Genomic DNA, 13281 nt, shown 5'->3' with positions numbered 1-13281 from the left:
ACAACCGACAGACGGAGTCACACTAATGGCACGAATCGAACTCAACGGTATCACGAAGACGTTCGCGGAGGGCAGCGACGAGATCGTCGCGGTCGACGACGTCGACCTCACGGTCGAGGACGACGAGTTCCTGATCATGGTCGGTCCCTCGGGGAGCGGGAAGTCGACGCTCCTCAGGATGATCGCGGGGCTCGAACGACAGACCGAGGGCGAGATCACGATCGACGGCGAACCGATCGGCGACCTCGAACCCGGCGAGCGCAACATCGCGATGGTGTTCCAGAACTACGCGCTCTACCCGAACATGTCCGTCAAAGGAAACATGAGCTTCGGGCTGAAGATGTCGACCGACCTCTCGGACGACGAGATCGACACCCGCGTCGAGGACGCCGCCCAGACCATGAACATCGGGCACATGCTCGACAGCGACCCCAGCCAGCTCTCGGGTGGGGAGAAGCAGCGCGTGGCGATCGGGCGGGCGACCGTCCGCGACCCGAACGCCTTCCTGATGGACGAACCGCTCTCGAACCTCGACGCGAAGCTCCGCGCGGAGATGCGCACCGAGATCAAGCGCCTCCAGCGCGAACTCGGCGTCACGACGGTCTACGTCACCCACAACCAGACCGAGGCGATGACGATGGGTGACCGGCTCGCGATCCTCAACGACGGGAAGCTCCAGCAGGTCGGAACACCCCTGGAGTGCTTCTACCGGCCGGCGAACACGTTCGTCGCGGGATTCGTCGGCAGCCCGTCGATGAACTTCTTCGAGGTCACGCTCGACAGCGACCGACTGACGGCCGACGGCATCTCCTACGACGTCGACCCCGACGCGACCGAGGGGATCGACGACGGGACCGAACTCCTGTTCGGGGTTCGCCCGGAGGACATCGAACTCCGCGAGGAGGGCGACTCGCCCGACGACTTCGAGTGCGTCGTGGACGTGGTCGAGCCGATGGGGAGCCGGAAGTACGTCTACTTCACCCGGCCGGAGGGCGAAAGCGAGAGCGACGAGACCTTCGTCGCCGAGGTCGACGGTCAGCTCCCGATCGAGTCGGGCGAGACGTGGTTCGTCCACGTTCCGAAGGACACCTTCTACCTCTTCGAGCGGGCCTCGGGCGAGGCGGTCCACCACCGCCGGCTGCTCGAACGCACCGAACAGGAACTCCTCTCGAAGATCGAGGGCCAGAACACCGAGACGGCCGACACCTGACGCTCGTCGTCGAAACGTTTTAGCGGGCGCTCGGGCGACTACCGGCATGTCGAACGTGCATCCGGCCCAGCGCGTCGCGGTGCTGGTCGATTCGCAGAACTTCTATCACACCACCCAGAGTATCTACTCGCGCAACATCGATTACTCGGAGCTGTTGGAAGAAGCCGTCGACGGTCGCCAGCTCACCCGGGCGATCGCCTACGTCATCCGGGCCGACTCGCCGAAGGAGGACAGTTTCTTCGAGGCGCTCGAAGACATCGGCTTCGAGACCAAGATCAAGGACCTCAAGACCCACGCCGACGGGTCGAAGACCGCCGACTGGGACGTCGGGATGATCCTGGATGCCGTCACTCTCGCGCCACACATCGACACCGCCGTGATCTGCACCGGCGACGGCGACTTCTCAAGGCTCTGTTCGCATCTCCGCCACGAGGGGGTTCGGGTCGAGGGGATGGCCTTCGGCGAGTCGACCTCCGAGGACATGGTCGAGGCCGTGGACTCGTTCACCGACCTCTCCGAGCGCGCCGACCGATTTTTGCTGTAGGTCGTTAGACGCCGCCGTCGGAGACGCCGAGGAGCAGGGTGCCGCCGGCCATCACGAGCGCCGCGATGCCCACGACGAGACCCGGGATCCAGTCGAAGGTGGGGAGGGCGTACAGCAGGACGACGATCGAACTCACGAGGAGCATCCCACCGCCGGCCATGGTCTGTGTGCGTTGATCCATGGGAACCAGTGGCCGCGGGCGATATAAACAGCTTCGGAAGCCGTCGAGCCGGATGGCCGGGCTTTTGCCCGCCGCGCCCGAGGTTCGGCCGATGAACGAGGACGAGACCGCGCGGCTCCGGACGATCGCCGACTACCAGTTCGGTGCGGGGGCGGGGGCGGCGCTGTTCCCCGATGCCGACCTCGCGGTGCGACGGTCGGTGAGCGGCCGCCCGCAGCAGGTGTTCGACGGCGACCGACGGCTGGTTTCGTACAACACGGACGGTCGATTCACCCTCGGGATCGCGGGCGGGCGGCGGCTCCTCGGGCTCGCCGCGCCGACCGCGCGGGTCGTAGTGGGCGAGGAGAGCGACCCGTTCGTTCGGGACGGCAAGAACGCCTTCGCGAAGTTCGTACAGGAGGTGGATTCCGCGGTGCGACCCGGCGACGAGGTCTGTATCGTCGACCCCGACGACGACCTGCTCGGGGTCGGTCGGGCGAAACTCTCGGCCGAGGCGATGGCGGATTTCGAGACCGGGGTCGCGGTGAAGACCCGCGACGGAAACGATAGCTGAGGCGGGTTCCGCGATGCGGCGGCCGCTGCGGTCGCGGCGGTTGCGGTGCGGCCGCGGTGGGCGGTGAGGTGGCTGTGCGGGGCGGCCGGGACTGCGGAATGGTCGCGGTAGGCGGTGTGGTGTTGTCCCTGGTGGATGAAGGGCGAGGCCCGAACGGAGTGAGGGCCGAGGGCTTCGGCGGTGCTGTGTGGTGGCGGTTGCGACGGCGGTGGCGGAGGTGTCAGTTATCGTTCCGCGAGCGAACGGAGTGAGCGAGCGGGCCGACGACTGACCATCGGGAAGGAGGAGGCTTTTGATCCACATTTTGCCAGGGAGCGAGCGCTAGCGAGCGACCGCAGCAAAAGGTGGGGAGGCAAAGAGCTTAGTCCCGACCCGATCAATCATCCTGGTAGTTCATGAACGTCGAGATGCGCACCACGGACTTCCTCGATCGGGCGGTCGATTGCTACAGCGACGTCGTCGGCGTCGTCGCCCACGACGGCACCGAGTACACCTACGCCGAGTTCGCCGAACGGGTGAACCGGGTCTCGAACGCGCTCTCGGGGATGGGTGTCGGCCAGGGCGACCGGGTGGCGTTGCTCGCGCCGAACACCCACTACTTCCTCGAGACCATGTACGGGGTGAACCAGCTGGGGGCGGTCTTCGTCCCGATGAACTACCTGCTCACGCCCTCGGACTTCGAGTACATCCTCGGCGACTGCGAGGCGAACGTCGTGATCGCCGACTCCGACTACGCCGAGAAGGTCGAGGCGGTCCGCGAGTCGGTACCAGCGACGGAGTTCGTGGGCTACCGTGCCGCCGATATCGAGGGTGACTGGCAGGATTACGAGGACTGGCTCGCGGCAGCCTCGGCGGAGGCCCCCGAGCGGCCGGATATCGCGGAGGACGACGACGCCAGCATCAACTACACTTCGGGAACCACCGGAGACCCGAAAGGGGTGGTCAGGACCCACCGGACCGAACACTGGCACGCGCTCGTGCTGAACCAGCACATGGAGGTCACGGACGACGACACCTACCTCTGGACGCTCCCGATGTTCCACTGCAACGGCTGGGGGCACACCTACGCCATCACCGGGATGGGCGGCACGCACGTCTGCCAGCGCACCTTCGACCCCGAGGGGACGCTTCGTCGGGTCAGGGACCACGACGTGTCCTACCTCTCGGGCGCACCCACCGTGTTGAACCGGCTCATCGCCTACTACGACGACCACCCGGACGCCGTGACGACCGGCGCGCGCGAGGTCCGGATCTCGACCGCCGGGAGCGCGCCCGCCACCGCGACGCTCTCGACGGTCGAGGACGAGATCGGCTGGCGCGTGATCCACCTCTACGGTCTCACCGAGACCGCACCGATGATCACGACCTCGCACTCCCCGCGCCGGCTCGCCCAGCGCGGCCGCGACCTGAAGGTCAATCAGGGGGCCGAGATGATCGCCACCGACGTCCGGGTCGTCGACGACGACGGGGCGGCCGTCCCACGGGACGGCGCGACCATCGGCGAGATCGTCGTGCGCGGGAATCAGGTGATGGACCGCTACCTCAACAAACCCGACGCCACCCACGAGGCGTTCAACGCGAAACTGCCGGGCTACTTTCATACGGGGGATCTCGCGACCATCGACGAGGACGGGATGGTGGCGATCCAGGACCGGAGCAAGGACATCATCATCTCGGGCGGCGAGAACGTCTCGTCGATCGGCGTCGAGGACGTGCTCTACGACCACCCGGAGGTGGCGAAGGCCGCCGTGATCCCGACCCCGAGCGACGAGTGGGGCGAGGCGGTGACGGCGCTCGTGGTGGCGAAGTCGGGTGCGTCGCCGACCGCCGAGGCCATCAGGGAGTTCGCCGGCGAGCACCTCGCGCGGTACCAGGTCCCGAAACGCGTCGAGTTCGTCGACGACCTCCCCGAGACCGCGACCGGGAAGGTCCAAAAGTACCAGCTCCGCCAGGAGTACTGGGAGGGCGAGGAGCGCCTCGTGGGGCAGGGCTGAGCGGAGAAGATCGGCTGGCGGTCGGACCAAGCCCCGTCAGGAGAGGTGGGCGGCGACGTCGGCCTCGGTGATGATCCCGAGCAACTGGCCGCCCTCGACGACGATCACGGCGTCGTGGTGGTCGAGGTGGGTGTCGACCGCGTCGAGCGCGGCGTCGGGGGCCACCGTGGTGATCGACTCGCGCATCACGTCGGCCACCGGGAGCGAGGCGGCGTCGTCGATGCCGGCCTGGCGGACGTCGCCGTTCGAGATTATGCCTACCGGATAGCCGTCGTGGACAACCGGAAGCTGTGAGTAGCCCTCGGCGCGCATCCGGTCGATGGCGTCCCGGACACTGTCGTCGGGCGCGACCGCGACCACCGACTCGTGCATCAGGTCGCGCGCGCGCCGGATGCTCCCCTCGGCGGCGTCAAGGGCCGAAACGACCCGCCGAAGCGTCGAGAGCCGCGGGTCGACGTCGCCACCCTCGATCCGGGCGACCAGCGGCTGGGAGACGCCCGCGCGCTCGGCGAGCGCGCTCTGGGTGAGGTCGACCCGATGACGACGCTCGCGTAACTCCTCCGGCGTCGGGAGCTCCATACACGGCGATAACCAGCGGTAATCAAAAGCGTTGCGTCCCGCGGTGTGAGCTCAGTCGAGTTCCAGCCCACCGACGGCCACTCCGGCTCCCTCGGTGACGTGGCCGACGACCGCGCCGTCGGTCGCCGCGGCCAGGTCCTCGGCGTCGGCGGGGTCGAGCGCCGCGACGAACCCCATCCCCATGTTGAAGGTCCGGTAGAGTTCCGCCTCCGAGACGTTCCCCGCGTCGGCGACGAACTCGAAGACCGGCGGGACCGGGAGCGGGTCGGTGATCTCGTACCGGAACGCCCCCATCCGCGCGAGGTTGGTCCAGCCGCCACCCGTGACGTGGGCGGCGGCGTGCGTCGCGTGGTCGGCGAGCGGGTCGAGGAGGTCGGTGTAAATGCGGGTTGGCTCCAGCAGGACCTCGCCGACGGTTCGCTCGGAGTCGTCGGGGAACGGTTCGTCGTAGCCGCCGGCACGGGTCGCGGCCTCCCGGGCGAGCGTCAGGCCGTTCGAGTGGATGCCCGTCGAGGGGAAGCCCACGAGCGCGTCGCCCGCCCGCGCCTCCCCGAAGAGGTCGTCTTCTTCTGCCAGTCCCGCACAGGTCCCCGCGATGTCGAGGCCCTTGATGACCTCCGGCATCACCGCGGTCTCGCCACCGACGAGCGCTACGTCCGCCTGCTCGGCTCCTGCGGCCAGTCCCCTCCCGAGGTCGGCGGCGGTGTCGTCGTCGGGTTCGTCCACGGCGAGGTAGTCTACGAACGCCACGGGTTCGACCCCGGCGGCCACGAGGTCGTTGGCGTTCATCGCGACGCAGTCGATGCCAACAGTAGAATAGTCGTCGAGGGCCTCGGCGACGAGGAGTTTGGTGCCTACGCCGTCGGTCGCGAGCGCGAGGTACTGCCCGCCGATGTCGACCAGGCCCGCGTAATCGCCGTCGCCCTCGCCGGCCGCACCGATCAGGGCTGCCGTCGCGGCCTCGCTGGCTTCGATGTCGACGCCCGAGTCGGCGTAGGTGAGTTCCTCGTCGTCGCTCATGGCGAAACCCGGGAGTGAAGCGCGCAAAAGCCCATCGATGCGACGGGTTCAGAGCCCAAAGCCGAACCGGAAGAGCACGAACACCGCCGAGCCCGCGCTCACGACGAACGTGATTGCGAACACCGTCTTGCTCCACGAGAGCACCGTCCGACCGTCGAGCGGGCCGAACGGCAGCATGTTGAAGCCCGCGAGGAGGAGGTTGATTCCGACCCCGAAGACCCCGACCGCGCCGAGGAATCCGGGCGCGACAAGCGCGAGGGCCGCGAACCCGACCGCGAGTAAGAGGTTCGTGACGGGTCCCGCGAGCGCGATCAGCCCGTTCTGGCGCTTCGTGATCCGACCTCGGTGGTAGACCGCGCCGGGCGCGGCGAACAGGAAACCCGCGAACGCGCTCGCGACGGCCAGGAAGAGCATCCCATAGTCGGCGCGGAAGGCCGCGACCTGGCCGAAGCGCTGGGCGACGAGTTTGTGGGCGAGTTCGTGGAACAGGAAGCCAACACCGGCGGTGAGCATGCTCAGTCCGAACACTTGGAGGATGGCGGGCGAGAGCAGGGTATTGGGGTCACCGGTGAGCAGCGCGGTTCTGAGGTTGATGCCGAGGAACGAATCGAAGAACAGCGCGAACGCGACGCCGAGCGCGAGCCAGGCGATCGCGAGGTCGAACACCTCCCGGCCGTGGAACTTCACGTCACCGTCCCCCAGATCAGGTCGGCGCTGTTGCGTGCCCCCTCGACCATCAGGTCGGCGACGCCGCCGACGCCCCCGACCCCGGAGGCCAGTATCGGAAGGACGACCGCCGCGAACAGGAAGCTCGCCACGATGGAGCCGACGTTGGTGAGCGCGACCACCGCGATGAGGCGAAAGAGCCCGACCGCTTTCAGCTGGGTCCAGAGCTCGCCCATCGGGGTCTCCTCGTCGCTCAGGATCTCGTTGAGCGTGCCGATGTCGCCGACGTTGACGTCGAGGTAGCGGAGCTCGACGTAGCCCGCGAACCAGCCGGGCGCGAGCAGCGGGTTGACGGACGTGAGCCACGCCACCGCGCCGCCGACGAGCGCGCTGGTCCAGTGGGCCCCGCCGAGCCGCGCGAGGGTCGCCGAGAAGACCCCGTTGATCAGGAACCACGCGCCGAAGAGGGTGAGGAGGAACTCGTTTCGCGCACCCGCCATCGCGAGCAGGACGAAGAAGGCGAGGAATCCCAGGGTGATGAGGTAGCCGACGACCTTGTAGGCCGAGAATCGCCGACCGGTCTCGCGACCCACGAGCGACTCCATCGGGGGCAGCGTCTCGGGGTTTTCGAGGTACCGCTCGACGCCCTCCATGTGACCCGCGCCGAGCACCGCGACGACTCGATGGCCGCTCGCGCGGAGCGCCACGAGCCGGTGGGCGATGAACGCGTCGCGCTCGTCGATCAGGGCCTCGGCCCCGCCGGGTGAGAACTGCCGAAACTCCTCCAGCATCGTACTCACCACGTCGGTGTCGGTCATGTCCGCGATGTCGAACTCCTCGACCTCGTCCTCCTCGGGGAGGCTCCAGACGAAGGCGAGCGAGAGCACCGCCGCGAGTCCCAGGCCGAGCACGATGGTCACGAGCACGTAGTCGAGAACCGAAACCACCAGTCCCGGGATCGCCAGCGCTGGGGGCACGACGAGCGGGCCGAAGAAGGCTTCGACCGGGATCCCGAGAATCACCCCGAGCGAGAGCCCGATACCGAGCCCGACCGCGATCGGCGAGGCGAACGCCAGCGGCAGGCTGAGGAGCATGCTGAACTTCTCGCCGGCGGTCATCCGGGCCCAGAAGCGCTGGACGGTCATCTGGATGTCGCGGTCGACCAACGCGAGCCCGAGCCCGAGCTCCTCGGCGGTCTCGACGCCCGCGAGCATGTCGGCACCGGGGGTGATGTCGAACTCGTCGCCGAGGCGGGTCTGCACGTAGGAGAGCATCCAGTAGGCGAGGAACTGGAAGACGGTGTTGCCCCGAAGGAGGTCGCCCGCCGCGAGGTCGTCGGGCTCCTCGCCCTTGAGCTGGCGAAACCGGCCCTCGTCGAGCTCGACCGCGACGACGTCGGGGCGCTCCTCGCGGATGGTCTCCTCGACCTCGCCGACGCTCTCGGGCGAGACGTGGGCCGTGCCGACGACCCGGACGCTGCCCTCGGCGTCCGTGGTCGCCGCAGGATCGCTCATTGGCGGGTGAATGGACCCGGCTTTCTTACCCCTGTCGGACGAGCACGAGGCGACGGATCCGACCACGAGGCGGCCGTCTTCGGTTGTCGCACTCGACGGATCCGCGACCGTCCCGCCCCATCTAAAGGATAATATCTATCACGAAATCGTTATGCTCTGGGAACGTCTCTAGCGACACGTTATGTCATTAAAGATAACACAAATCCTGCGGAGCGGTGTCGACAGAACCCGGGAACGGAACGGTCTGCTACTGGTCGGGATCCTGTTCGTGCTCTCGGCGGTCAGCAGCCTCCTCGGTGCCGGGATCGCGCGGTACGTCCCGGAACAGGGCTTCGCCTCGCCCGACGCGGCGGCGGACGCGCTGTTCGCGTTGCCGGCGGTGGGAGCCGGGGTGCTCTCGCTCGTCCTCGCGTTCGCGAGCCTGGTAGTGAGCATCGCGGCGATCCGGGTGTTCGTCAGCGACGAGACCGAACGGCTGCCCCGTGAGGCCTTCACCCGGCGGATGGGATGGGTCGTGCTCAACGCCATCGTCGGCGGGGTCGTCTTCGGTATCGCCGTGGCGGCCGGGTTCGCCCTCCTGATCGTTCCGGGGGTCTTCCTGCTCGTGACCCTCGCGTTCTGGACCGTCTTCGTCGCGGTCGAGGACCGGAACTTCCTCGACGGGTTCCGCGGGAGCTGGCGGCTCACCAAGGGCCACCGTTTCAGCCTCCTCGGGATCGGCGTCGCGGTGATGCTCGCGACGGTGGTCGTCCAGGCGGTCTTCGGCATCGGCATGGTGGCTGGTCCTCTCCTCGGCGGGCTCATCGCGGCGGTCGGCAGCGCCATCACGAGCGTCTTCTCGGTCGCGGTGCTCGCGTCGGCCTACACCGAACTCACCGCGATGGAAGCGGACGAAACGCTCGGCTTCGAGGAGGAGCAGAGCCCCTCGACCAGCGGCCGGGAGGCCATCTGAACGGGTGACGCGTCCGACTGAGCTATTTTATGCGGAGCTACCGTTGCCCGCGACCGCGGCGTCGTGGAGCCGTTCACCGTCTGCGGTGTCGACGGTGAGCTCCGGCACGGACGTAGGTTCGAGGTCGTCGTCGATGGCGACGTAGACGAAGTAGGATTCGGTGGCCGTCTCGCGTTCGCCGGTGCGGAGGTCCTCGCGGTCGGTCTTGAGTCGGACGTGGACGCTGGTTCGGCCCGCCTCGTAGACGTAGGCCTCGATGAGCGCGGTGTCGCCGACTTGGATCGGGCGCTCGAAGTCGACCTGGTTGATGTGGGCCGTCACGCAGGAGTTGCCCGCGAAGCGGGCGGCGCTCATCGCGCCGACCTCGTCCATCCACTTGAGGACGTTCCCGCCGTGGGCGGTCTGGAGGTTGTTGGCGTGGTGGGGTTGGACCATCGTCCGATTCTGGATGAACGTCTCCATCAGGCCGGTCATGGTTGGGTTTCGACAGCCGACCGGATGAACCTGCTGAAAGCCGCTCTCTCCAGGGATTCTCGTGGTCGATCGGGACGGCCGGAGGCGATCGACCGTGGTCAGTACGGCCAGTCGCCGGTGACTTTCATGCCCGGGGCCTCGTCCTCGGCTTCGAGCGCCGCCGCGATCTCTTCGGACTCTTTGTGAGCCACCGAGAAGTCGTCGCTCGCGAGGTCCACAGTGAGGGCGGTGAGGAGGACCGCCTGCTCGCGGAAGGTTCTGGATTCGAGTTTGTCGAGGGTGTCGGCCTCGGTGTGGCCCCAACCGCGGTCCGGGCCGGTGTCGCTCCCGACGTGGTAGCCCGGCACGCCCCAGCGGACGAACGGCCAGTGGTCGCTGTGGGGACCCTGTTTCGGGACGACCTCGACGGGGTGGTCGAACCGCTCGCCGACGCGTTCGGCGGCCGCACCCAGCTCGTCGAAGCCGTGGGTAACGAACGAGAGCGTCCGACCGTTGACGACCCCGTCGAGGTTGAGGATGGCTTTGATCGCTTCGGAATTCGCGTTTTCGGCCATGTACTCCGACCCGCGCAGCCCCACCTCCTCGGCCCCGAACGCCACGAACTCCACGGTACAACCGAGTTCGTCCTCGCGGGCGGCGAGCGCGCGGGCGAGTTCGACCACCATCGCCGTGCCCGCACCGTTGTCGCCCGCCCCCTCGGCGATGTCGTGGGCGTCGACGTGGCTCGTCACGAGGAGTCGGGTCTCGGTCTCCGGACCGAGTTCGGCGTGGACGTTCCGACTGGTGGCGTCGTGGACGTCGGCCTCGACCCGAACCGTCGCCGTCTCGCCGTCGAATCGACGACCGAGCCGGAGCCCAACCTCCTTCGAGACGCCGACGGCGGGGATCTCGCCGACCGGGCCGTCCGCACCGCTCACGCTACCCGTGGGTGGAAGCTGGCCGGGGACGTGGTTCCGGAAGACGAACGCCGCCGCGCCGCCCGCGACCGCGCGGTGGTACTTCTCGGTGCGATGGATGAACCGGTCGTGGTGGTCGGGCACGTCGCTGGCGGCCATCACGACCCGTCCCTCGATGTCGTGGCGCTCGAAATCCGCGGGCAGCCCGTAGCCCAGGTCGACGAACTCGCCGGCGGCCTCGCCGCTCGGGCTTCGCGGGAGCGCGATCGAGTCGTGTTCGAGCCCGTCCACGACGACGCCGCTCTCGCCGCGCGTCCAGCCCTGAATCCCGAACTCGTCGAGGCGCGCGTTTCGTGCGCCGACCTCGGCGAGCGCGTCGCGGGTCGCTTCCGCTGCACGGCGTTCGCCCTCGCTACCCGCCATTCGGTTCCCGTTCTCGATGTCGACCAGGGTTTCGAGGTGGTCCCATCCCGTCCGACTGGTGAACGTCTCGCCGATCCAGTCCGTCATAGGGGACCGTCGCCAACCGGAACTAAACGTCTACTCATTCGGTGGGCGGTCCCCGAACCGCTACAGCCGCACGCTCGCGAGGATCCCTTCGCCGACCGGGACGAGCGCCGTCTCGAAGTCGGGGTCGGCTCGAACCCGCTCGTAGTAGTCGGCGATGTGCCGGGCGGTGGCCGGGGCCGCGTCGCCGTCGAGCGCGTCCAGCAGATCGTCGGGGCCGAACTGCTCGCCGGCGGCGATGACGTTGTCGGCCAGCACCATCCCGCCGGGAGCCACCTTCTCGCGAACCGCCTCGAACGCCTCGACGTAGCGGTCGTCCTCGTTGTCCACGAGTACCAGGTCGAAGGGGCCATCGTACCGCTCGACGGTCTCGATCGCGTCGCCCTCCTCGAAGACCGCGCGGTCGTCGTAGCCGCCGCGCGCGAAGAACTCGCGGGCCATGTCGAGTTCGTCGGGGTCGTGTTCCGTGAGGACGACCCGGCCGTCGGGCGGGAGCGCCGGGGCCACCCAGTAGGCCGAGTAGCCGAAGCCGGAGCCGAACTCGAAGACCGACGAGGCGGCCGTCAGTCGGGCACACAGGCGATAGAACGCGCCCGCACCCGGTCCGATGGTGGGAAAGCCCGACTCGCGAGCGGTGGTCTCCATCTCGTCGAGCACGTCGTCGGATTCGGGGGCGGCGCGTCGGCAGAGGCGACCGATCGCCTCGGGCAGTGGGTTCGTCATGGATCCCGTAGAGCGGGCATCGACAAAGCTCCGCGCACGAGGTGTTTTCGAGAGCCTGCGGGGGGACCGGGGACGGAGAGGAGACTTTTTCACTCGTCACCCCCACCCGTATTCGTATGCGTGACGTGCTCGCGACGTGGCGACCGGTCATCGACACCGAGATCGAGCGGCTGCTCCCGCGCGAGATCGACGCCGAGTACGTCGCTTCCTTCTTCGGCGAGCCGACCTACGAGTACGACTCGACCGCGATCCAGCGCGCCCTCCCCGACCTCACCTGGGACCTCCTCGACCGCGGCGGCAAACGCTGGCGGGCCGTGGTCTGCTGTCTCCTGATCGAGGGATTCGGCGCGGACCCACACGACTACCTGCCCTACGCCTGCATCCCCGAGATCCTCCACAACGGCACCATCATCGTCGACGACGTCGAGGACGGCGCGACGATGCGCCGGGGCGAGACCGCGCTCCACCACGACTTCGGGACCGACATCGCGCTCAACGCGGGCAACGCGCTCTACTTCTTCCCGCTCAAGATCGTCGCCCGGAACCCCGGCGACCTCGACGCCGAAACCCGGCTCGCGCTCTACGAGATGCTGATGCACGAGCTCAACCGAACCCACCTCGGGCAGGGGATGGACATCCAGTGGCACAACGAACGCGAGATCCGGATGACCGAAGCCCAGTACCTCGAAATGTGTGCGTGTAAGACCGGCTGTCTCGGCCGGATCGTCGCACGGCTCGCCGCCATCCTCACGGGGCAGTCGGCGGAGACCGAGCGCCACGCCGCGCGCTACGCCGAGCTCATGTCCATCTCCTTCCAGATCGGCGACGACATCCTCGACGTCGAGACCGCGACCGAGGACGGCGGCGCGTTCGGCAAGGGGATCGGCAACGACGTCCGCGAGGGGAAGAAAACCCTGATGGCGATCCACGCCGCGCGCAACGCCGACCCCGAACGCGCCGCCCGACTGGAGGCGATCCTCTGGGCCGACGAGAACACCGACGAGGAGGTCCGGGAGGTCATCGACCTCCTCCGCGAGACCGACAGCGTGGCCTACGCCCGCGAGTGTGCGCTCGACATCGCCTCCGAGGCCCGCGACCACCTCTCGGCGCTCGACCTCGACGAGGAGTCCGCGACCCAGCTCGCGGCGTTCACCCGCTTCATGGTCGAACGCGAGGCCTGAGTCGGAACTCGTCGCGAACGGAAACCGACTGCACCGCCGATAGTTACCGACATCGACGGACGATTCGAACGGAACAGCGACGCTGGCCGCCGTCGGCCGGCCGCGGGCCGGTGGCGGTGCGGCGGCTGGCGGCCAGTGGTGCGGTTGCGGTTCTGATGTCCTGGTGGATGAAGGGCGAGCGAACGGAGTGAGCGAGGGCTTCGGCGGTGCTGTGCGGGAACGTTAGTGATCGTACCGCGAGCGAGTGAAACGAGCGAGCGGGCGCGAGGGTGACCGAAGGGAACCCG

At 68.1% G+C, this 13281-nt stretch carries 14 protein-coding genes; 6 read left to right on the top strand and 8 right to left on the bottom strand.

Features of this window, described 5'->3' with window-relative positions:
* Positions 1 to 25: 25 nt before the first annotated feature.
* A complete protein-coding gene (locus tag D3261_RS13500) occupies positions 26 to 1210 on the top strand; it encodes an ABC transporter ATP-binding protein (protein WP_120073213.1) in 1185 nt (394 codons plus the stop codon).
* A 46-nt stretch (positions 1211 to 1256) separates the two neighbouring features.
* Positions 1257 to 1754 (top strand): NYN domain-containing protein, encoded by a 498-nt coding sequence (locus D3261_RS13495; protein ID WP_120073212.1) that lies wholly within the window; start codon positions 1257 to 1259, stop codon positions 1752 to 1754.
* A gap of 4 nt (positions 1755 to 1758) precedes the next feature.
* On the opposite strand, the gene D3261_RS20380 is transcribed toward D3261_RS13495, so the two are convergent.
* Positions 1759 to 1935 carry a hypothetical protein gene (locus tag D3261_RS20380; protein ID WP_192927934.1) on the bottom strand — a complete coding sequence of 59 codons (177 nt, stop codon included), beginning with the start codon at positions 1933 to 1935 and terminating at the stop codon, positions 1759 to 1761.
* A gap of 91 nt (positions 1936 to 2026) precedes the next feature.
* On the opposite strand from D3261_RS20380, the gene D3261_RS13490 reads away from it, so the two are divergent.
* Both D3261_RS13490 and D3261_RS13485 read left to right on the top strand, forming a co-directional pair.
* A complete protein-coding gene (locus D3261_RS13490; protein ID WP_394337582.1) occupies positions 2027 to 2488 on the top strand; it encodes a PUA domain-containing protein in 462 nt (153 codons plus the stop codon).
* Positions 2489 to 2883: 395 nt separating this feature from the next.
* Entirely contained in the window at positions 2884 to 4482 is a 1599-nt protein-coding gene (locus D3261_RS13485; RefSeq protein ID WP_120073208.1) for a long-chain-fatty-acid--CoA ligase, read from the top strand.
* 36 nt (positions 4483 to 4518) lie between these two features.
* Here D3261_RS13485 and D3261_RS13480 read toward each other — a convergent pair whose 3' ends face one another.
* From D3261_RS13480 to D3261_RS13465, 4 genes are read right to left on the bottom strand one after another with little or no spacing between them, the layout of a single operon-like run.
* Positions 4519 to 5061: a CBS domain-containing protein gene (locus D3261_RS13480; protein ID WP_120073206.1), complete on the bottom strand. Its 543-nt coding sequence runs from the start codon at positions 5059 to 5061 to the stop codon at positions 4519 to 4521.
* A gap of 51 nt (positions 5062 to 5112) precedes the next feature.
* Positions 5113 to 6081, bottom strand: coding sequence for a phosphoribosylformylglycinamidine cyclo-ligase (purM, locus tag D3261_RS13475; RefSeq protein WP_120073204.1), 969 nt, complete (start codon positions 6079 to 6081; stop codon positions 5113 to 5115).
* Between the two features lie 48 nt (positions 6082 to 6129).
* Positions 6130 to 6768: a metalloprotease gene (locus tag D3261_RS13470; protein WP_120073202.1), complete on the bottom strand. Its 639-nt coding sequence runs from the start codon at positions 6766 to 6768 to the stop codon at positions 6130 to 6132.
* Positions 6765 to 8261 (bottom strand): TraB/GumN family protein, encoded by a 1497-nt coding sequence (locus tag D3261_RS13465; RefSeq protein WP_120073201.1) that lies wholly within the window; start codon positions 8259 to 8261, stop codon positions 6765 to 6767. Before D3261_RS13465 ends, D3261_RS13470 begins: the two co-directional genes overlap by 4 nt.
* A gap of 181 nt (positions 8262 to 8442) precedes the next feature.
* Between D3261_RS13465 and D3261_RS13460 the strand changes: the two genes are divergently transcribed.
* The gene (locus D3261_RS13460) at positions 8443 to 9213 is read left to right on the top strand and encodes a hypothetical protein (protein WP_233553991.1); all 771 of its coding nucleotides are present in this window, start codon (positions 8443 to 8445) and stop codon (positions 9211 to 9213) included.
* A gap of 27 nt (positions 9214 to 9240) precedes the next feature.
* Here D3261_RS13460 and D3261_RS13455 read toward each other — a convergent pair whose 3' ends face one another.
* The 3 genes from D3261_RS13455 to D3261_RS13445 all read right to left on the bottom strand — a co-directional run bounded on the left by D3261_RS13455 (position 9241) and on the right by D3261_RS13445 (position 11813).
* Positions 9241 to 9687, bottom strand: a complete 447-nt coding sequence (locus D3261_RS13455) for an acyl-CoA thioesterase (protein ID WP_120073197.1) — start codon at positions 9685 to 9687, stop codon at positions 9241 to 9243.
* A gap of 98 nt (positions 9688 to 9785) precedes the next feature.
* Positions 9786 to 11093, bottom strand: a complete 1308-nt coding sequence (locus D3261_RS13450; protein WP_120073195.1) for a M20/M25/M40 family metallo-hydrolase — start codon at positions 11091 to 11093, stop codon at positions 9786 to 9788.
* A 60-nt stretch (positions 11094 to 11153) separates the two neighbouring features.
* The gene (locus D3261_RS13445; RefSeq protein WP_120073193.1) at positions 11154 to 11813 is read right to left on the bottom strand and encodes an O-methyltransferase; all 660 of its coding nucleotides are present in this window, start codon (positions 11811 to 11813) and stop codon (positions 11154 to 11156) included.
* A gap of 116 nt (positions 11814 to 11929) precedes the next feature.
* Here D3261_RS13445 and D3261_RS13440 point away from each other — a divergent pair, with 116 nt between their 5' ends.
* Complete coding sequence (locus D3261_RS13440) at positions 11930 to 12994, top strand: polyprenyl synthetase family protein (RefSeq protein ID WP_120073191.1); 1065 nt, start codon at positions 11930 to 11932, stop codon at positions 12992 to 12994.
* Positions 12995 to 13281: the final 287 nt, after the last annotated feature.

Origin of the sequence: Halococcus sp. IIIV-5B, assembly GCF_003602035.1 — an archaeon.
Classification (GTDB): Archaea; Halobacteriota; Halobacteria; order Halobacteriales; family Halococcaceae; genus Halococcus; species Halococcus salsus.
The sequence above is the reverse complement of the archived record's forward strand: the minus strand, read 5'-3'. Positions and strand labels throughout refer to the sequence as shown.